The sequence below is a fragment of the Fluviicola taffensis DSM 16823 genome, from assembly GCF_000194605.1.
Lineage (GTDB): Bacteria > Bacteroidota > Bacteroidia > Flavobacteriales_D > Crocinitomicaceae > Fluviicola > Fluviicola taffensis.
On the sequence record NC_015321.1, the window covers coordinates 1406732 to 1427097 of the forward strand.

At 37.0% G+C, this 20366-nt stretch carries 21 protein-coding genes; 17 read left to right on the plus strand and 4 right to left on the minus strand.

The annotated features are described in order from the left end of the window. Positions 1-697 precede the first annotated feature (697 nt). The 14 genes from FLUTA_RS06225 (at position 698) to FLUTA_RS06290 (ending at position 15054) form a co-directional block, all read left to right on the plus strand. The gene (locus FLUTA_RS06225) at positions 698-1861 is read left to right on the plus strand and encodes a hypothetical protein (protein WP_013686008.1); all 1164 of its coding nucleotides are present in this window, start codon (positions 698-700) and stop codon (positions 1859-1861) included. 60 nt (positions 1862-1921) lie between these two features. Then, positions 1922-2896: a DUF4349 domain-containing protein gene (locus FLUTA_RS20635; RefSeq protein WP_013686009.1), complete on the plus strand. Its 975-nt coding sequence runs from the start codon at positions 1922-1924 to the stop codon at positions 2894-2896. Between the two features lie 33 nt (positions 2897-2929). Further along, positions 2930-3634 (plus strand): hypothetical protein, encoded by a 705-nt coding sequence (locus FLUTA_RS06235; RefSeq protein ID WP_148235400.1) that lies wholly within the window; start codon positions 2930-2932, stop codon positions 3632-3634. 135 nt (positions 3635-3769) lie between these two features. Continuing rightward, complete coding sequence (locus FLUTA_RS06240) at positions 3770-4678, plus strand: hypothetical protein (protein ID WP_013686011.1); 909 nt, start codon at positions 3770-3772, stop codon at positions 4676-4678. 70 nt (positions 4679-4748) lie between these two features. Then, the gene (locus FLUTA_RS06245) at positions 4749-5435 is read left to right on the plus strand and encodes a hypothetical protein (RefSeq protein ID WP_013686012.1); all 687 of its coding nucleotides are present in this window, start codon (positions 4749-4751) and stop codon (positions 5433-5435) included. Between the two features lie 102 nt (positions 5436-5537). Next, on the plus strand, positions 5538-6935 hold the full coding sequence (locus FLUTA_RS06250) for a leucyl aminopeptidase family protein (protein ID WP_013686013.1): 1398 nt from the start codon (positions 5538-5540) through the stop codon (positions 6933-6935). A 1-nt stretch (position 6936) separates the two neighbouring features. Beyond that, on the plus strand, positions 6937-8055 hold the full coding sequence (gene pdxA, locus FLUTA_RS06255; protein ID WP_013686014.1) for a 4-hydroxythreonine-4-phosphate dehydrogenase PdxA: 1119 nt from the start codon (positions 6937-6939) through the stop codon (positions 8053-8055). A gap of 187 nt (positions 8056-8242) precedes the next feature. Beyond that, the gene (locus FLUTA_RS20640; protein WP_013686015.1) at positions 8243-8875 is read left to right on the plus strand and encodes a YceD family protein; all 633 of its coding nucleotides are present in this window, start codon (positions 8243-8245) and stop codon (positions 8873-8875) included. 21 nt (positions 8876-8896) lie between these two features. After that, positions 8897-9088 (plus strand): 50S ribosomal protein L32, encoded by a 192-nt coding sequence (gene rpmF / locus FLUTA_RS06265; protein WP_013686016.1) that lies wholly within the window; start codon positions 8897-8899, stop codon positions 9086-9088. A 25-nt stretch (positions 9089-9113) separates the two neighbouring features. After that, the gene (plsX, locus tag FLUTA_RS06270; RefSeq protein ID WP_013686017.1) at positions 9114-10055 is read left to right on the plus strand and encodes a phosphate acyltransferase PlsX; all 942 of its coding nucleotides are present in this window, start codon (positions 9114-9116) and stop codon (positions 10053-10055) included. A gap of 1 nt (position 10056) precedes the next feature. Continuing rightward, a complete protein-coding gene (locus FLUTA_RS06275) occupies positions 10057-11046 on the plus strand; it encodes a beta-ketoacyl-ACP synthase III (protein ID WP_013686018.1) in 990 nt (329 codons plus the stop codon). 34 nt (positions 11047-11080) lie between these two features. Further along, positions 11081-11575 carry an acetyl-CoA carboxylase biotin carboxyl carrier protein gene (gene accB / locus FLUTA_RS06280; protein ID WP_013686019.1) on the plus strand — a complete coding sequence of 165 codons (495 nt, stop codon included), beginning with the start codon at positions 11081-11083 and terminating at the stop codon, positions 11573-11575. A 54-nt stretch (positions 11576-11629) separates the two neighbouring features. After that, the gene (gene accC / locus FLUTA_RS06285; protein WP_013686020.1) at positions 11630-12964 is read left to right on the plus strand and encodes an acetyl-CoA carboxylase biotin carboxylase subunit; all 1335 of its coding nucleotides are present in this window, start codon (positions 11630-11632) and stop codon (positions 12962-12964) included. A 197-nt stretch (positions 12965-13161) separates the two neighbouring features. Continuing rightward, positions 13162-15054, plus strand: coding sequence for a PP2C family protein-serine/threonine phosphatase (locus FLUTA_RS06290; protein WP_148235401.1), 1893 nt, complete (start codon positions 13162-13164; stop codon positions 15052-15054). Here FLUTA_RS06290 and FLUTA_RS06295 read toward each other — a convergent pair. The 3 genes from FLUTA_RS06295 to FLUTA_RS06305 are packed head-to-tail and all read right to left on the minus strand — an operon-like array spanning position 15046 to position 16444. Continuing rightward, positions 15046-15516, minus strand: coding sequence for an energy transducer TonB (locus FLUTA_RS06295; protein ID WP_013686022.1), 471 nt, complete (start codon positions 15514-15516; stop codon positions 15046-15048). The genes FLUTA_RS06290 and FLUTA_RS06295 overlap by 9 nt on opposite strands. A 17-nt stretch (positions 15517-15533) precedes the next feature. Further along, on the minus strand, positions 15534-15959 hold the full coding sequence (locus tag FLUTA_RS06300) for an energy transducer TonB (RefSeq protein WP_013686023.1): 426 nt from the start codon (positions 15957-15959) through the stop codon (positions 15534-15536). 23 nt (positions 15960-15982) lie between these two features. Next, positions 15983-16444: an energy transducer TonB gene (locus tag FLUTA_RS06305; protein ID WP_013686024.1), complete on the minus strand. Its 462-nt coding sequence runs from the start codon at positions 16442-16444 to the stop codon at positions 15983-15985. 78 nt (positions 16445-16522) lie between these two features. Here FLUTA_RS06305 and FLUTA_RS06310 point away from each other — a divergent pair, with 78 nt between their 5' ends. Further along, complete coding sequence (locus FLUTA_RS06310; protein WP_169312064.1) at positions 16523-17857, plus strand: T9SS type A sorting domain-containing protein; 1335 nt, start codon at positions 16523-16525, stop codon at positions 17855-17857. Here FLUTA_RS06310 and FLUTA_RS06315 read toward each other — a convergent pair whose 3' ends face one another. After that, entirely contained in the window at positions 17858-18562 is a 705-nt protein-coding gene (locus FLUTA_RS06315) for a hypothetical protein (RefSeq protein ID WP_013686026.1), read from the minus strand. Between the two features lie 179 nt (positions 18563-18741). Between FLUTA_RS06315 and FLUTA_RS06320 the strand changes: the two genes are divergently transcribed. Both FLUTA_RS06320 and FLUTA_RS06325 read left to right on the plus strand, forming a co-directional pair. Beyond that, positions 18742-19227, plus strand: a complete 486-nt coding sequence (locus tag FLUTA_RS06320) for an RNA polymerase sigma factor (RefSeq protein WP_013686027.1) — start codon at positions 18742-18744, stop codon at positions 19225-19227. Beyond that, complete coding sequence (locus FLUTA_RS06325; protein ID WP_013686028.1) at positions 19224-20270, plus strand: anti-sigma factor; 1047 nt, start codon at positions 19224-19226, stop codon at positions 20268-20270. Before FLUTA_RS06320 ends, FLUTA_RS06325 begins: the two co-directional genes overlap by 4 nt. Positions 20271-20366: the final 96 nt, after the last annotated feature.

The following is a 20366-nucleotide window of genomic DNA, read 5'->3' on the forward strand; positions in this document are numbered from 1 at the left end:
TCATAACGAATATATTAAGGAGATATGTACCACTATGTTGCATATTCAGATGTTATAGCAATTACAACAGCCATGAGCAGAATATCACGCATATCGTATTCAATTATTCTGATAATCGCAATTGGATGCGCTATCTCAAGTTTGTACTATCCATATCTATTAAAGTTAAACCTGTTCGCAGGAGACCCAAATCAACAAAGAGTAATAAATGGAAGCGAATTCCTTTTTCCACGGATTATCATTGCATTTATGCTTGTTTCTTTGATATCGGTACTCTTGCTGAAACGACAAATAGTATTAATATTCTCATCAATACTTATCGTATGTTTCACATACCTTACAAGAACTTCAATCCATAGTCAATGGAATATTGATAGAGAGTATGGCACCAAAACTGGATTTGGTTATCTTATTTTATTCATAACGGTTATTGGGTACTTTATCATCTGTTGGATAATTATTCTACATAATTGGCTTGGTAAAAGATATCAAGCTACTAACATCAACTAAAAGCCGCGGGCTGAACAACTATATCCAAGAAGCCCGCGGCTCCTAGTTAAGAAACATTATACGCAATAAAACTGTCACTCAACCGTTTCACAGATGAATTATGGTATGAATTGATTTAATTTTAAGACTCATTTAATCAGTGGGTTACTAATTTTGTAACAACCTAGAATTTAAAAAACAACCACTTATGAAATACTCGCTTATTATTACCATTCTTTTTCTTTTGCCATCCATTTCAAATGCTCAAAACTGGGAAAATGTCAGCGATGGTTTAGATGATAACGTCTACGATATGATCAAGTATGACGGTGAATTATTCGTTGGCGGAAAATTTATGTATAAGGTCCAATCATGGAATGGATTGAACTGGACAACATATAACCATTTAAGCCTTACTGGTATTGCGTTCCCACTTACTTTTAGTGTGCTCAATGATACACTTTATACAGGCGGCGATTACCCTTATGTTGGTTCCCAATCAAAAGTTTATAAATTAAAAAATGGTAGCTGGGAGCAAGTGGGTGGAATATTTGACGAATCATCATGGTCATCAACCAAAAAGCTCATCACTTATGATACAATCGTGGTCTCGGGCGGTAGATTTAGCTCTATTGGGGGTGTTCCGATAAATAATGTTGCCGCATGGGATGGTTCTACTTGGAACCCCATGGGAAATGGATTTAATGGTACAGTTTCTAATTTCGGAATACATCAAAACACACTATATGCTACAGGATTATTTACCGCATCTGGTGCTGACACAACAGTTCAAAATATTGCTAGATGGACAGGAACAAATTGGGAATGCTTTGATAGTTCTGTTGTCTTTAATAGCGCATATGCGTTGAAAAGTTTTCAGGGTGACTTATTAATAGGTACCGTGGATACTATTGGCGGAGTTGAAATGAATGGAATCGCCAGATGGGATGGAACTAATTACACTGCAATGGGAGATCCACAAATTAAGGGTGTAAGTGAATTCTGGGAATTCAACGGTGAATTATACATAGCTGCAACTTTATTTGGAAGCAGCCAATGGATCACAGATCGTGCTGTAATGAAATGGAATGGTAACGGTTGGGATCAGTTAGGAAGTCAATTTAATGAAACCGTTTATTGCTTGGAAGATTACAACAACATGATGTTTTGTGGTGGTCAATATTCAAGTCCAACTTCACACATAGCGCGATTTAACTCTTCACTAGGCATACTAGAACAAGATAAAATTCAAAATCGGGAGGTTATAAAAATCGTTGATCTTATGGGACGTGAAACAGAATTCAAGCCGAATACTACCTTAATATATATTTATAGTGATGGCACTTCAGAGAAAGTCTTTCGAGTTCAGTAAGATAATTACTCCATTGAACGAAAATAATCGTTACTTGTACCGCTCAAAAAAATGAAACCTATGAAACGAATAATCTACCTAAACAGCATCATTTGTTTATTTCTTCTAAGCTGTAACAACGATGATGCAAAAGTGATTGGAGAAAAGCACCAGGATTTCAAACAAGAAATCCAAACAACGCAATTCGTAGAACCACAAGTCGAAATGGCTTCATTTGACGCAAGTTTTGAAGATGAATACCGCGAGAATATTTCAGAAGGAAGTATAACTTATAACGTTCAAGCAAATTCTGCAAGTTATACCACAGCTGATATAGAAGAAACCAATGCTGTTTCCGTAAAAAATGCACAGAAAAAGGTTCAAACGAAGAAAAAAATTATCAAAAATGGAAGTATGCGTATTAAATCCAAGCGATTTAATGAAAGCAAAAAAGACTTTGATAAAATCATCAAATCCTTAAATGGATATTACGAAAACGAAGAATTAGATAAGAACGAAGAGCGCATTCAATACGATTTAATCATTCGTCTACCTTCCAAAAATTTCGAACAATTGGTGCAAGGAATAGAAAGTGGAAAAGATGAAATTCTGTTCAAGAAAATAAACTCAAACGACGTTACAGAAGAATTTCTAGACATAGAAACAAGACTTGAGAACAAGCGCAAGTATCTAAAACGATACAACGAACTTTTGAACAAAGCAAAAAACGTCAATGAAATTCTAAGTATTGAAGAAAACATTCGTCAATTGATGGAGGAAATTGAAAGCAAAGAAGGGCGTTTGAAATACCTCAGCGACCAAGTTGATTTGAGCACGCTTCACGTCATTTTGTTCAAAGAATATGCAGTAAAAGAAGTCCAAATAACAAAAGATCCATTCTCTTCTCGCGCTGGAAATTCTTTGGCATCGGGTTGGGATTCTATCATCAACTTTCTATTGTGGACCGTTTCAAAATGGCCAATAATTTTACTCATCGCTGTTATAGCTTGGTTTGCAAGAAGACACTGGAAGAAACGAAAAGATGCGAGTAAGTAGAATCTGTTTCATTTCAAAATGATGTTTGACTTTATGAGACCATTACTAATTCTAGCACTTACCCTTAAACTTGGGCTTGTTCTTGGACAACCACTTATTGGAATTGAATTCCCCGTAATAAAAAACGAAGGTCAGACAATGGAAAGCTTTATCCCCGAATGCTGGACAGTTGTTGACTCAACTAAAGGCGATTTGAATGGTGATAATGAATTGGATATTGCATTCGCTATTAAAAGCAAAGACAGCTTAACAAGCTATTCTTTTATTGAGTTCGAAGGTGAGCAAAGAGTCCATAAAATGGAGGTAGAGAAATATCCCAGAAGCATCCTAATAGTTGCACTTAAACAACCAGGGGGAAATAATTTCAGCTTAATAGAGCAAAGTAATTCAATAATCAGTGGATTGGCCTCGAAAATTCAAATAGACAACCGTCTCTTGAAAATTGAATACCATTCAGATAATATGGAGCGTAATTTCTCAAACAATACCAAGTATTTTTTCAGTTATCAAAATGAACAGCTAGTGTTAATCAAGGTTAAGAGATTCGAACTATATGCCGGATGGACTCAGCATTTTATTCTTGATTTTAGTAGCCAAAAATTGGAATTGACCAAGGGAAAGTTGAATGCTGAAAAACAAAACATTATATGGAAAAATCTGGAACCTATTCAACCAAAAACAATGAGGGATTTTGAAAGTCCTTACCGTTGGTATATAACTGAAGGAATATACATATAAAAGGATTGCGTTATTCGCAAGTGCAGAACACTCTTTCAATGGAATAATGTTTAACTATAATTTGGCCTTATCCACATCATTATTAATAAATGGTACATTACTAACACGTTATGCATTATTTTTTATTTTTGATTCATGAAAGTATTTATTTCCATAGCCGCCTTTTTCCTTTCCTTGTCCATTTTCTCACAGAGTAGAATGAATATTTCAGGAACAAGACTGACCATAGTTCCTCCATTTGAGAAATTTACTTTTTCAACCTATTTTCCCGTTATCGGGGAAGATTACCATTATGAAATTAGTGCACTGGAAATACCCCCAAGCGAGCACACTATTTTTAGTTCCCAGATAGATTCTGTTACTTATGCTAAAGAAGGATACGCTGTTGTGAAACAATCTAAAATTATCATTGATGGTTTTCCTATGAAAATCGTTCGACTTAGAGGAGGGAATACTGAATCCTATCGAATATTATATGGTGATTCTACTTTTTCCGCAATTATTACCATTTCATTTTTCACCAATAAAGAACCTGATTTAGGGGAAAAATTAATGAACTCCGTTAAATCAATCAAGGTTGACAGGATCAATAAAATTAATTGGAGTAAACACCTTGTTATTGTGCCTCCTGCAAATAATAAATTTAAACTTGTAGAAGGCAGTTTTTATGGAAGGCTCCTTTTTACAGTAGAAGGAAAACAAACGGTTAGTTTGTGGGACGAATCGTCCATTATAGTCAAGCAAATATCTAGACCCGAAAATACGAGCAATGAAAAAATTGTTGCCCAATTCATCCCAGATTTACTATTGTCTGAAAAAGGATTAGAACTGAAAAAAGTAATCTATGACGGAACTTCTAGTGTAGATGGAAAAGAAGTTCATCAATTTATTGCTGACTGTACAATTCAAGGGGGAAAAAGCATCCGTTTCAATGTGATTGGTTATTTAGGAGACGAGTATGCTTTATTCTTACAAACCACTTCCACCAATGAAAACGACATGCCTGAAATTGACCGTTTTATAAAAGAAATGAAGCTAAAATAAATAAGCGAATTGAAAGAACGTAACACTCTGAACTAATTAAATCGAAAGATTGTAACGAATAAACTAAAACATGAGGAACAGGCTATTTTTTATTATTCCATTCTATTTGCTCGTAAGTTGTTCCGCCGATTTTATGTGTGGTGATGAACAAGAAACTGTAATCATTCGGAAAAATAAAGTTGAAAAAAGAATAGGTTATTCCTATGTTCCGGAAAGCGATTCATTATCGGACATAGAGTCTATTGAATATTTTGATCAACAAGGCAATTTGACCCTTTTTCAACATTACATGTCAGGTGCAGTGGTCAGACAAAAAAAGTATGAGTATGATGAACATGGACGCCAGCTAAAAGTTCACGATAGCATCAGCAATTCTTACCGTGTTTTTGAATACGGAAATAGTTGCGATGCTCTAAAAAGCATTCAATACAGTGCCAAAAATGAAGTGTTAAGTTATGTTGAGTACTCGGATTCTGCCGGTTATAAAGTTTATAAACAGTATAGCCCTAACGGAGATTTACTAAATTATTCCCTAAATAAAATGGATCAACATAAAAATCCTCTGAGTTTTGAAGGCTATCTATTCGACTACGAATATGACAAAAAAGGCAATCTATTGAAGCAAACCCGATTATATAAAGGACAAACATCAACAACCATTTTTGAGAGAAACAACAAAGGATTGATCGTAAAACAACAAATTATTCAAAATGAAGAATATTTGGGAGGAAGTTATTTTAGGTATGAATATTATTAAAAAAGTCAAAATAAAACATTTAATCTCAAATTAATTCGCCACTCTTAATTCATAATTCGCAATTCCAATCGTATCTTTACGATTCACATAATTTCGAGTTTTATGAATTTTAATACATCCGCTGTGTTCGACCAGCAAGAAGGCCTTGTTGTCCTTGTTGGGAAGAAAATTGAACCGCAAACCAAATTGCCCAAAGTAATTGCCGAAGAATTAGAATCTTTTCACAAAGATGCCGATTCACAATTCTTGTACTTGCCTATCAAAGGAAAACACTATGTGTTTATCAAGGATCAGGCAACCGATGAGAAGCAACGAATTATGGGAAACAAACTTCGTGGAGCTTTACCCAAAACCGTGAAAAGCATTTTCATTGATGGCGGAAAATCAAATAGCTTATTGCTTGCCGAAGGGTTTGCACTTTCCAACTATCAGTATTTAAGATACCGCAAAGAAGCTACGAAGGAAAAATTTGCACTAGAGTCAATTGATTTTTCTACAAAAATTACTCCAGCAGTTATTGCAGAATTAACTGCAACAGTAAAAGCCGTTTTCTGGGCACGTGATTTAGTGAACGAACCAGTTTCAGGCTTGAATGCAACGCAACTTGCAGAATCAATTGAGGAAAAAGGAAAAGAAGCCAAATTTTCAGTAACCATTTTAGAGAAATCGAAAATTGAAGCCTTGAAAATGGGAGGTCTTCTCTCTGTAAATAAAGGATCAATTGATCCACCAACATTCACCATCATTGAATACAAACCAAAAAAAGCGAGCAACAAAAAACCAATTGTTTTAGTTGGAAAAGGAGTTGTTTACGATACTGGAGGTTTGAGCTTGAAACCAACAGCTGGTTCTATGGATTCCATGAAATCAGACATGGCTGGAGCAGCAATGATGGCTGGAACTATTTACGCTGCAGCAATGATGGAACTTCCAATTCATTTAATCGGATTGATTCCCGCAACAGATAATCGCCCAGGATTGAATGCGTATGCCCCTGGAGACATTATCACCATGTATGATGGCACAACGGTTGAAGTATTAAATACAGACGCTGAGGGACGCATGATTTTAGCAGATGCTTTGGCTTACTCAGAGAAATTCAAACCAGAATTGGTTATAGACGCTGCAACACTAACTGGAGCTGCAGTTCGCGCAATTGGTTCAAAAGCTTCCATCATTATGGGAAATGCAGATAAAAAATATTTCAACCTATTGAATGAAGCAGGAATGGAAACCTACGAACGCGTGGTTGAATTCCCTTTCTGGGATGATTACTACGATGAAATGAAATCCAAAATTGCAGATTTGAACAACATCGGAAGCGGTTATGCCGGAATGATTACAGCAGGAAAATTCTTAGAACACTTCGTGAAATCACCTTATATCCACATGGACATTGCAGGCCCTGCTTTCTTAGACAAACCACAAGATTACAGAGGTTTTGGAGGAACAGGTACAGGAATTCGTTTATTGATTTCTTTCTTGAAAAAACTAGCATAAGATGGAAAAAGAGAAAGAAAAAATCAAAGAAGAAGGCCGTGCAGTTCCGATTCGTGTAGGAATTTCTATTGGAGATATCAATGGAATTGGACCAGAAATCGTTATCAAAGCTTTAGCAGATAGTCGATTGCTTTTAGATTGCACTCCGATTATTTATGCATCTTCCAAAACCATCTCTTTTCACAAGAAGGCGATAAACGAACCAGAATTCAATTATCAAAATTGTAAATCTGCAACAGAAGCTGTAAATCGCAAGATTAACATTGTGAATGTGTGGAACGAAGAAGTTCAATTTGAACTAGGAAAAGGTACAGAAGCAAGCGGTAAATACGCATTTCTTTCACTAGAAAAAGCTACAGAAGATTTAGCAGCTGGAAAAATAGATGTGCTGGTTACAGCACCAATCTCCAAAGAAGCAATCGGAAAAGCTGGATTTCAATTTCCAGGGCACACCGAATACTTAGCGCATTTGGCTGGGATGGATGAAGCATTGATGATGATGGTAAGTGGTTCGTTGCGTGTTGCATTGGTAACAACTCACCTTCCATTAAAAGATGTTTCTAGTTCACTAACGCGTGAAAAAATTCTGTCGAAAATAAAAGAATTAGACAGCAGTTTGAAGAAAGATTTCGGAATTCAACGACCTAAAATTGCAGTTTTTGGATTAAATCCACACGCAAGTGAGAACGGAAAAATGGGAACTGAAGAAGCAGAAATCATCACTCCGGCAATAAATGCTGCTCGAAATGAAGATATTTTTGCCCTCGGGCCTTTCCCAGCAGACGGCTTTTTTGGAAGTCCAAATAGGGGTCAATACGATGCCGTTTTGGCCATGTATCACGACCAAGGATTGGCAGCTTTTAAAGCATTAGCATTTGAAGATGGCGTAAATTATACTGCTGGTTTACCAATAGTTAGAACGTCCCCAGATCATGGAACAGCTTTCGACATTGCAGGGAAAAACGAAGCAAATCCGCAATCAATGAGAAGTGCAATTTATCTGGCAATGGATATCTACAATACACGCAAATTTTTAAAAGAAGTTGCTCTGAATCCATTACAAGCTCAAGAGTCCTCTCACCATAGAAAAAGAGGAGCTCGCGAACATGAAATTGAGTAAGAGAAGGAATGGCTTTCGAAAGAGGTAAGCGTCGGTGCAGACACAAACAAAAGCACTGCTTTTAACAAGGTGAAGCATCAACGCAAACAGTAAAATACAAGGTGAAAATAAAATTTAGATGAATTTAAATCAATAATAAGTATGTATTCGTTTATTTTTTCTACCTTTGCCCTCCAATTTTTGTGTAGTGAAGAAGTCTACGAATGAGTTCATAATCCCCTTTGTTGGATTAAAAATAGGGACTTATAGCTATGAGTTCGACATAAACAAATCGTTCTTTGAAGGTGTTGAAGAAACCCTGATTGAAGATGCAAAAGTCCGAGTGGATTTAGTATTTGAGAAGAAGGAAACAATGATGATAGCGGAATTTTCGCTTTCAGGAACTGTGTCCACTCCATGTGATCGTTGTAACGATCCGATGGATATGCAGATCCATGGAGATTACCGCATTGTTTACAAGTTTGGAACAGAAATTTCTGAAGACGAGAATTTAATTATTCTTCATCCAGAAACGTTTGAACTAAATGTTTCAGCACCGATCTATGAATTGGTGGTTATTTCATTACCAGCGCGTAAAATTCATCCGCAAGGAGAATGCAACGAAGAAGTAATGGGTTTGTATAACAAGTACATTGTGAATGCAAATGAACCAGAAACCAAAGAATGGGACGAAGACGATGATGATTGGGACGATGAAGACGACGACAACGAAGATCAAGGTGATTGGAAGGATGAAGACGAAGAGGATGACGATTCGGACGAACCAGATAACGACAAACCAATTGATCCAAGATGGTCGGTATTAAAAAATTTGAATTAACGATTGAAATAAATAAGTAAAATGGCACATCCAAAGCGCAGAATCTCGACAACACGACGTGACAAGAGAAGAACTCACGTCAAAGCAATTGCGAAGAACATTGCAACTTGTCCTACAACAGGTCAACCACATTTGTTCCACCATGCTCACTGGCATGAAGGTAAATTGTACTACAAAGGAAGAGTAGTAGCAGAGAAAGAAGTAGCGATTTAATTCGCGTTAGTAAGAATTCCTCCTGATGAAGATAGGAATAGATATTTTGGGCGGTGATTTTGCACCTGAGGCCAATTTAGCCGGTGCAATACTTGCTAGAAAAGAACTTCCTCAGGATGCACGTCTCGTGTTGATTGGCGACCAAGAGCAAATCTTGAGTGGCCTTAACGCGTTGAACGAACCTTCGGATGCATATGACATTGTTCATGCCCCGGATGTTATCACCATGCACGATCATCCTACTCGAGCAATTCCAAACAAACCCAATAGCAGTATTGCGGTTGGTTTTGATTTGCTCGCTAAAAAGGAAATTGACGTTTTTGCAAGTACAGGTAATACTGGAGCGATGCTAGTTGGTGCTATCTATAAGATAAACACCATTCCGGGCATTATTCGCCCATGTATTACATCTGTACTGCCTACAGTAAATGGAAAAAACTCCATCTTGCTGGATGTTGGTGCTAATGCTGATTGCAAACCAGATGTTCTTTATCAATTTGCGGTTCTAGGAAACCTTTACGCCAAAAGCGTTTATGGTATAGAAATTCCAAAAGTTGGTTTGTTGAATATCGGAGAAGAAGCTTCCAAAGGAAATTTACTGACGATTGCGGCACATAAATTAATGGCTGAATCGGATGAAATTAATTTCATTGGAAACATCGAAGGTCGCGATTTATTTACAGGGAAAGCAGACGTGATTGTTTGTGATGGATTTACAGGAAATGTGGTCTTGAAACAAGCGGAAGGTATTTACATGCTTATGCGAAAAAGAGGTATGAGTGATGAATACTTTGATCGGTTCAATTATGAAAATTATGGTGGAACACCCATTTTAGGTGTGAAAGGTAATGTCATCATTGGTCATGGAATTTCGAATGATAAAGCTGTGAAAAGCATGTTGCTTCACGCTTACGAAGTAGCTAAATCAGATCTTACTAAAAACATAAACGACGCTTTTAATCAATAAAATGAGTAAAATCACAGCAGCAATAACAGGCATTTGTGGCTATCTTCCAGAAGAAGTGGTAACAAATGACGACTTAGCTAAAATTATTGATACTTCGGATGAATGGATCACCACAAGAACTGGAATCAAGGAAAGACGTATTCTTCGTGAAGGCGCTTGCTCTGATATCGCTGCTGCTGCAGTAAAAGGTCTTTTGGAGAAAACGAATACTGATCCTTTAGATATCGAATTGGTTATTTTAGCAACCGTTACACCTGATTATCCTTTTCCATCAACTGCAAATGTTGTTTGTGATAAACTGGGAATGAAGAATGCTTGGGGCTATGATTTAATAGCTGCATGTTCAGGATTCATTTATGGTTTACAAACTGGTGCTGCATTCATCGAATCGGGAAAACACAAAAAAATTATTGTTATTGGTGTAGATAAAATGAGCGCAATACTTGATTACGAAGACCGCACAACTTGTGTGATTTTTGGCGATGGTGGTGGCGCTGTTTTGTTGGAACCAAATACAGAAGGAATGGGCATTCAGGATGCTATTTTGCGCTCTGATGGATCTGGAAGACATTATTTGTATCAACCAGGCGGTGGATCTGCAAATCCTCCAAGCCATGAAACTGTCGATCAACGTTTACACTTTGTGAAACAGGAAGGGAAACAAGTATTTAAATTTGCTGTTACCAATATGGCTGAAGTTTCAGCTGAAATCATGGAGAGAAACAATCTTACAGCAGAAGATGTAGATTGGCTAGTTCCTCATCAAGCAAACTTGCGAATCATTGATGCAACTGCAGAAAGAATGGGTGTTCCGAAAGAAAAAGTAATGATCAACATTCAACGCTACGGAAACACAACTGCAGGAACCCTTCCTCTTTGTTTGTGGGATTGGGAAAAACAATTGAAAAAAGGTGACAACCTCATACTATCTGCCTTTGGTGGTGGATTTACATGGGGAGCTATCTATTTGAAATGGGCTTATAATTCTTAATATAATCGAAAAAACAACTATAAATTATACTGATATGAATCTGAACGAAATCCAAGACTTAATAAAGTTTGTAGCAAAATCAGGTGTTACGGAAGTAGAAATTGAGCAAAAAGACTTTAAAATCACGATTAAATCAGAAATTAAAAGATCTGAGTCCCCAATTATCGTGCAGGCAGCAGCTCCAGCTGTTCAACAAATGGTAGCAGCACCACAACAACAAGTTGCAGCACCAAATCAAGCAGCACCAGCTGTAGAATCTGCACCAGCTGCTTCAACGGAAGATTCAAAATACATTACTGTAAAATCTCCAATGATTGGTACATTCTACCGTTCTTCTGGACCAGATAAAGATGCTTTTGTAAGTATTGGACAAATGGTCAACAAAGGAGATACCGTTTGTATCATTGAGGCTATGAAATTATTCAATGAAATCGAAGCTGAGTTCTCTGGTAAAATTGTAAAAGTATTGGTTGACGATGCTTCGCCAGTAGAATACGATCAACCATTATTTTTGGTAGATCCTGCTTAATAAACAGTTGTATTGCAACGCGCACACAACTAGTTAGTCATTAAACACGATTTTATGTTTAAAAAAATATTGATTGCCAACCGTGGTGAAATTGCTTTGCGTATTATTCGTACGTGTAAAGAAATGGGCATCAAAACGGTAGCAGTGTACTCTACTGCTGATAAAGAAAGTTTACCCGTTCGATTTGCTGATGAAGCAGTTTGTATCGGACCTCCCCCAAGCAACAAATCCTATTTGTCAATCGCAAATATTATTGCTGCTGCAGAAATCACGAATGCGGATGCCATTCATCCAGGATATGGATTTTTGTCTGAGAATGAAAAATTCTCGCGCGTTTGTCAAGAGCACAACATCAAATTTATCGGTGCGTTGCCAGAACAAATTGCTGGAATGGGAGATAAAGCAACTGCAAAAGCAACAATGATTGCTGCTGGAGTTCCTTGTATTCCAGGATCAGAAGGATTACTTGCTGACGTAGAAGACGCTCGTAAAACAGCTCTTGTAGTTAGATATCCCGTAATTCTGAAAGCAACTGCCGGTGGTGGTGGAAAAGGAATGCGTATTGTTTGGAAAGAAGAGGATTTAGAAGCAGCTTGGGATTCAGCTCGCCAAGAAGCAGGTGCTGCTTTTGGAAACGACGGGATCTACATGGAGAAATACATTGAAGAGCCACGTCATATTGAAATTCAAATTGCAGGTGATCAATACGGAAATGTATGTCACTTATCTGAAAGAGATTGTTCGATTCAACGTCGTCATCAAAAATTGGTAGAAGAAACTCCTTCTCCGTTTATGACAGACGAATTGCGTGAAAAAATGGGTCAAGCGGCAATCAAAGCTGCGAAGGCTGTAAATTACGAAGGTGTTGGAACAGTGGAATTCTTGGTCGACAAAAACCGTGATTTCTACTTCATGGAAATGAATACACGTATTCAAGTTGAGCACACTATTACGGAGGAAGTAATCAATTACGACCTGATCAAGGAGCAAATCAAAATTGCTGCTGGAGAAAAAATTTCTGGAAAAAACTACTATCCTCAAATGCACGCGATTCAATGTCGTATCAATGCAGAAGATCCGTATGCTGATTTCCGTCCGTCTCCAGGAAAAATTACAAGTTACCATTCACCAGGTGGACATGGTGTGAGAATTGATACCCATGCGTACGCAGGATACACGATTCCGCCAAACTATGACTCGATGATTGGAAAACTAATTGTAGTTGCTCAAACACGCGAAGAAGCAATCCTTAAAATGAAACGTGCCTTGGATGAATACATCATCGAAGGTATTAAAACAACAATTCCTTTCCACCAAAAACTGATGGAAGATCCTCAGTTCAACGAAGGAAACTTCACAACGAAGTTCATGGAAACGTTTGAGTTTTAAGAGAACGAAAATAATTAATAATCAAAAAAAGTAGGGGGTGAAAAATTTTTCACCCCCTACTTTTTATACCGCATTTGCCCTATTTTACTTTCATTCAATTAATTAAAGCTTCATCTTCTAGACTTTTTCCATAAATTCACTTCGTGAAAACGAAACGAAGTATCCTACGACAGCTACTGGTGAACATCCTTGTTCCCGTGTTGCTGATATTTTCCATTGTTTTCTACCTCACTTATCAATACAACTTAGACAAAGTTGAAAAAGACATTGTTCAACAAAAGAAGAACATTGTTGAAGAAACGCGAAATTTAATTGAATACTACGATTTTTCGATGCGTACACACGAGCAATCGCTCATTCAACGCATGCAAGATGCTTCCAAGGAAATTCAATTCGCTCTGACAAAACAAAATGCGAAATCAATTGATTTGGTCAACTTACAAAATTCACTTGGAATGGATCCCTCCCGAGAAGATATTTACCTCATCGATCGGAATTTAAAAATTGTCAATACGACTTTCAAACCTGATTTTGGACTAGATTTCAAAAAGCTCAACCAAACCTTCATTCCGTTTTTCAATAAGATCTTTCAATCGAAAACTTTTAAAGAAGATCGCTTTGGATTGGAAATAAAAACAGGAAAGATCAAGAAATACAGTTATCAAACTTCTTTTGATAGCAAACACATCATCGAATTGGGCTTCTATTCCAAATCTGCGGATGATTTCAAAGAATTATTACTCTCCAAAATTCGGAGTCTGGATAAACGTTTCGAAGCAATTAGCCGCGTTGAATTGTATTTGGGTGTAAAACAAATCGTTGATGTCAGTATCAAAGACCCGAAACTTCAAAAGGCCTATCTAAAATGTTTAGATCTGGAAAGAAACGTAACAATAAACACAGATAACAAGTCTTCAAGGGGTGAAGAATTCACAGAGTACATCTTTCTTCCCGTATTAGAATCCAAACTCTATTCGGGTTATGTACTCAAATTAGATACCAATGATCTTCCCTATCAAAACCTCATCGACGATTTAGTCCTTCGTTTTGGAATTATTTTCTTGCTTACAATCTTCATTCTAACGGTTATTGTTTATTTACGTTCACGCAAGCTCACCAAACCAATTCAGGAGTTAGCGCGCAAAACCGAAACGATTTCAACAGAAAACCTAGATCAGACGATTGAAATAACTGGAAGTTTGGAGCTGGATCTACTCTCCAAAAACTTCAATTCGATGATGCAGAAATTACGTCACTCGTATGAAAACTTGGAAGAAAAGGTGGTGGAACGCACACACGAATTGCAAGAACAAAAAATCATTGTAGAAGCAAAGAATCACGAAATTGTGGAAAGCATTCAATACGCACGTTTCATACAGCAAGCTTTATTGCCTTTAGAATCAGAAATCCAAGCCAGTTTTGATGAAAACGCATTTGTGTATTATGCACCGAAAGACATTATCGCTGGAGACTTTTTTTGGTTCGAGAAACGAAACACGGTGAGTTGGTTTGCCGTGGCCGATTGCACGGGTCATGGCGTACCTGGAGCAATGGTGAGTGTACTTTGTATCAATGCGCTGGTTCAATCGCTTTCTGAAAATCCGCACTCAAATACGGGCGAATTATTGGATAAAGTACGTGATTTGGTTGTAACAACACTTTCCAAAGAAGATCGTTCAGTAAAAGATGGAATGGATATTTCCCTTGCGCGATTTGATCACGAAACGAACCTCTTGCAATGGACAGGAGCCAATAATCCCTTGTGGATTTTCCGTGGAGAAGAGATTTTAGTGACAAGTCCCGACAAGCAACCCGTTGGTCAATTTGAAGGAGCCAAATCCTTTACTACGCATGAAATTCAATTGGAACCAAATGATTGGGTGATTCTTTTCTCGGATGGCTATGCCGATCAATTCGGTGGACCAAAAAACAAAAAATACAAATACGCTACTTTCAAAGAATTCATTCAAGCTCATAAAAACAAAAGTGGGGCTGAACTGAAAAACTCTTTAAAAGAAGAATTTGAAACTTGGAAAGGACTCCACGAACAAACCGATGATGTGTGCGTGATGGGAATTAAACTAATTTAGTTTAAAAGTTACAGGAAGATTATAAGTAGAATTTACAACTTGTCCATTTATCTTTGCGGGAATCCATTTAGGCATCCCTTTAACCATACGAACAGCTTCCGCATCACATTCCGGACAATCAGCTACTCCCTTTTTAACCGCTACATTCGAAATACTTCCATCTTTCAATATATAGACCTGGATAAAACACTTTCCAGAAATCCCTTTTTCCAAAGCAATCTGCGGATATGTTAGATTTTCTGACATGTACTTTTTCAGAGCTCCTAATCCTCCTGGAAATTCAGCACCTTCATCTACTATATCGTAAAACACCTCACCCGATTCATTAACAGTAGGCTTCTTTGTTTTAGACTCAGCTTCTTGCGTTGGAGGAGGTGCAGCCTCCCACTCAGTGGTCTGTGTAAAAGCAGTTCCGCAAATAAACTGAATTGCAGATATCAATACAAGGTTTTTCAATTTCATAGCTAATTGATTTTGAGTTATAATTTAAACGAAATTGGAAGTGAAAATATACAATTCACATTTTTACCATTTAATTGTGCTGGCTTCCATAGTGGCATTAATTTGACAACACGAACTGCTTCTTCATCACATTCAGGACAATTGAGAACACCTCTTTTAATTTTTACGTACCCAATAACCCCTGATTCAGAAACACCAAATTGAATGTAGCATTTCCCTTCAAGTTTTTTCTTAACGGCATCAATCGGATACTTTATGTTCGCTGATAAAAAGCGTTTAAGTGAATCTAATCCTCCTGGAAATTCAGCTGGAACATCTGGTGTTTCAAAAACAACAGCTCCTTTTTCCTCAGGGGGAGGAAGGGAATCCTTTTCCTGAGCAAACGATTGAAAGCTAAGAAAACTTAGTAAGAAGATTAATGATTTAGTGAAGTTGAAAAGCATACCGTTATTTTTTTCAAAGATCGCTAATTTGGTTTAAGTTTGAAACTTACTGGAAGAATATATTTCATTGGAATTGGCTTTCCATCCAGAAGTCCAGGTTTCCACTTTGGCATCAACTTCAATACTCGCAGAACTTCCTTATCACAGTTTGGGCAATCTGAAATTCCATTTCTAACAATGAAATTCTTACAAGATCCGTCTTCACCAATCAAAAATTGAACCCGACAAATCCCTTGGTATCCGTTATCAATTGCTTCCTGCGGATGAACCAAATTATCTGCAATAAATTTTTTCAATACTACAGAACCTCCTGGAAATTCAGCGGGTTCTTCGGGATCAACAAATACTTCGTCCTGACCAAAGACATTCGTGTTCAACAACAAAAGGAAAATAAAAACAAGCTTCATTGTAAATTTCATTTGTTGTACAATACTACTATTTTCGAGAAACAATTCATGAATAAAATCCTCAAGTGTCAGGTTCATTTATTAACCAGAATTTCCAACTAATTGAGGAAATAGTATCTTGTAATCAAATTCGTTTATCTGATGACTATTCAAATTATGAAACATTATACGCTCTTATTCTTTTTATTCCTATCAACCATCTCTATTTGTCAATTTGGACCAGTGAACATCATTGATAATTCATCCGCTTCTATTGGAATTCGGCGCATAATTACTGCAGATTTAAACAATGACACCAAAAATGAGATCATTGTAGCTCAGGCATTTAATGATAAAGTTGCCTATTATTCCAACAATGGAAACGGAACTTTTTCAAGCAAAATCATTATCGATTCCACCCTTTCCTACCCTGTTTATGTGGCTTCGGGAGATTTAAATGGCGATAACTCGCAAGATTTAGCAACCATTGGTCAAACGTATGGTGAAGTGGTTATTTATCTCAATAATGGAAGTGGTGGCTTTACGAAACATGAAATCGATTCTGCTAACGTCTTCTTGAATGCTTTGGTTATACAAGATTTCGACAACAACGGAAGTCAAGATTTGGTAATTATCGGTCAACATTCGATTGACTTATACAGAAATAACGGAAGCGCTTCCTTTACCAAAGAACATATTCTCACAACTTCAACTTCACCAAACGTCTTGGAATGTATGTATCTGGAAACTGCCGACATGAACAACGATGGCAAGCCAGATCTCATCACAGCAGAGACCCTCGGCGGAGTGATTTATTTCAATGATGGGGCTGGAAATTTCACCCCATATACTTTTACCTCAGAACAATTGATTGCACGCTTGATTCATGTGGTTGATGTAAACAATGACGGATTCAAAGATGTAGTGATTCAACATTCAACAGGAGATGTGAAATTGTATACCAATAACGGAGATGAAACATTTCAGCTCGAAGGAACGCTTTTTAATTCCCCTTCAATTACTTCTATGGCATCTGTAGATGCGGATGCGGATGGATTTCAGGATTTATACATGGCTTACTCAAACAAAGTACGTATGTTATTCAATAATGGAAATGAAACGTTTGGCGGACAAACTTTTCTGTATGAAAACAATTCCTTATTTACCAATGAGGTGTCTATTGGTAATTTAGATTCGAATAACGATCCTGAGTTTATTTGGTCAGCTGCTGGTGGAACAATTGCTTATCACAAAAGCACTATTTTGGGTCTTGCGGACGAAATGCAGACCGAAATTCAAGTCTACCCGAACCCAACTTCTGATTTAATCGCTATTGAATCTTCCGAAGAAATCGTCGAAATAAACCTCATCAATTCGCAAGGTAAAAAAGTCGCGTTTCAAACATTAAGCAATAACAAAACGATTGATTTATCCACATTGGCTGCGGGTTCTTACTTATTGGAAGTGATTGGAGAACATTTTACGGTTAAAAAGAGAATCTCTAAAATCTAATCAACCGTTTTTTCTTTTCTCGAGTCGTTTCAAAAAAGTAAATCCTACATCAAAAATGAAGTAGAGAATAATTGCTCCTTGAAATGCTCTAGCAGTGCACAGGAAAATGAATCCCGCCGAAAAAATCATCAACCAAATCATCGGGAAAGCAGCCCATTTATTCAAATTTTGCATCGGAACATTTAAAAACATTGCACGCATTAAGTCGTGTTTTGCTGGTGTCATTTCCTTGACCTCTTTTCGGAGATGAAGAATTTCCAAAATCAAAAAATAAATTCCATTGATCCAAAGCGTTTGAATCAGTAAACTACCTGATTCCCCATCAAATACACCGGGTTCTCCATAGGTATATTGTCGTGCAACGGAATCGTAATACAATCCGAAAAAAATGAGGTAAATGAAAAGCCATACACACAATACAAACAAGAAGCCAATTAAATAGGAAATCGCAGATCCAACCTTCGATAACGATGATCGGTTGATTGAGTGGAGAATGTGTAATTTGTAGTCGTAAACAAACGAAATTGCCATTTCGACTTGAATCCGTAAAGCAAAAATTAAATAACCTAAAATCAACACCAAAAAACTCTCTTTCGAATCCAACCAGCCTAACAGAAATAAAATGACTGGATGAAGCTTCATCAGAAGTGAAACTACCTCCTGAAACCAAAACCGATTGAATATAAATTCTTTTTTTTCTAGCATCTTCAATGATCAAGATAGATCAGGAAAAACAATTAGTTTTATAGGAAAATTGTTAAATCACTACAATAGTACGCTTTAAACTACTACAAAACAGGGCGTTCAGAACTTTTTTCAAAAAAAATGAATTTCGGCTGTAACTTTATAGACATGAAACGGTCTTACGATTGTTAAATGACTACATGACTCGAAAAGAATACAACGAAGCGGTTGATTTGTATGCTGATAATTTATTTCGGTTTGTAGTCAAACACACCCAAAATCGGATGTTGTCTGAAGACGTTATTCAGGAAACATTTGCAAAAGTTTGGGAAAAACACGAAACAATTGAAGCTTCCAAAGCAAAGTCGTATTTGTTTACAACAGCTTACCACCAAATGGTAGATACGCTAAAAAAAGAAAAGCGATCAACAAGCTTTGAAGGAGAAGATATCAAGCAAGATGATCCGCTTAGTCATTTGTTTGATGTTCAAAAAACGTTGCAAGAAGCAGTAAACAGATTGCCGGAAATTCAAAAAACGGTCATTTTATTGAGAGATTATGAAGGGTACAATTACAATGAAATAGCAGAAATTACAGCGCTGAACGAATCACAAGTAAAAGTGTATATCTTTAGAGCGCGTCAAACTTTGAAGAACTACCTGAAATCAACAGAATTAGTAGCATGAAGAAACTCATTCATACCGACAATTACGAATCCTTTTACCTGGATTATTTGGAAGGAACTCTTTCCGAAGCAGAGCGAATTGCGTTTGAGGAGTTCTTAGCTGCACATCCCGAATTGCAAGTAGATGAGGAATTACTGATTTTAGACGATGCTCCTGAATTATTGGGTGCTTTGGAAAAGGAGATGCTCAAAAAGGAAGAAGACCGTTTCGTTACGAGTGAAAATTTAGACTATTTCGCCATTGGGAAAATGGAATCTATACTTTCGAATTCGGAAGAGAAACAGTTGGATTCTTATCTTGTTCAAAATCCCAATGCTCAAAAAGTGATTCGTGATTTCGAAGAAACGCGTTTGGAAGCAATCACTGTTTCTTATTCCGATAAAGAAAGTTTGAAACAAAAAGAAATGGTGTTTATTCCGTGGAAAATCATTGCGGGAATAACAGGCGTTGCTGCGCTTTTACTTTTGTTCTTTCAAATTCAAACAGGAACTGGTAACTCAACAACAAATAGGGTTGCTCAAAAACAACCAGTCATTAAAAATCCAAAAACGGAAGTCAAAAAATCAGTGGAAATTGTCCCTTCTACCAAACCAATGGAAGAACAGAACAGCTTTGTTGCTCAAAAAGACAAAAACAATTTAGCTCCAAATTTGGATCAGCGTAGAAATACAACTCAAGAGGAAAACAAAAACGAAGAACGCAACCTTCCTATTGAACCAGAAGTAGATAAAAATTTGATTGGGAACAACAAACCTCAACCCCATCACCCAACTATTTTGCCCGAAGTAAAGGATAACAAACAACCCGTTTCACCCACTTTAAATGAAGAAGTAAAGAAAGCTCCAAGCAACGATTTGGCTTCAAATGCAGGACATTCATCCAACATGAAGAATCCAATTCCGCTAATTACCAATGCTCTTTCGGAGAACACAAAAACACCTGTCGATTTCAAAACCGGGAAAGCAACTGAAACGGAAAAAGGAGGGTTCTTTATTAAAATTGGAAAATTCGAGATCATGCACAAGTCATCGAAGAGAAAGTAGTCGAATCATAGATTAGAATGTTGAAAAAGTTCAAATAGTTGAAAAGGTTCAATTTAAAAGTCTATTAGAAAAAACCTTTGAACCAATAAATAAATT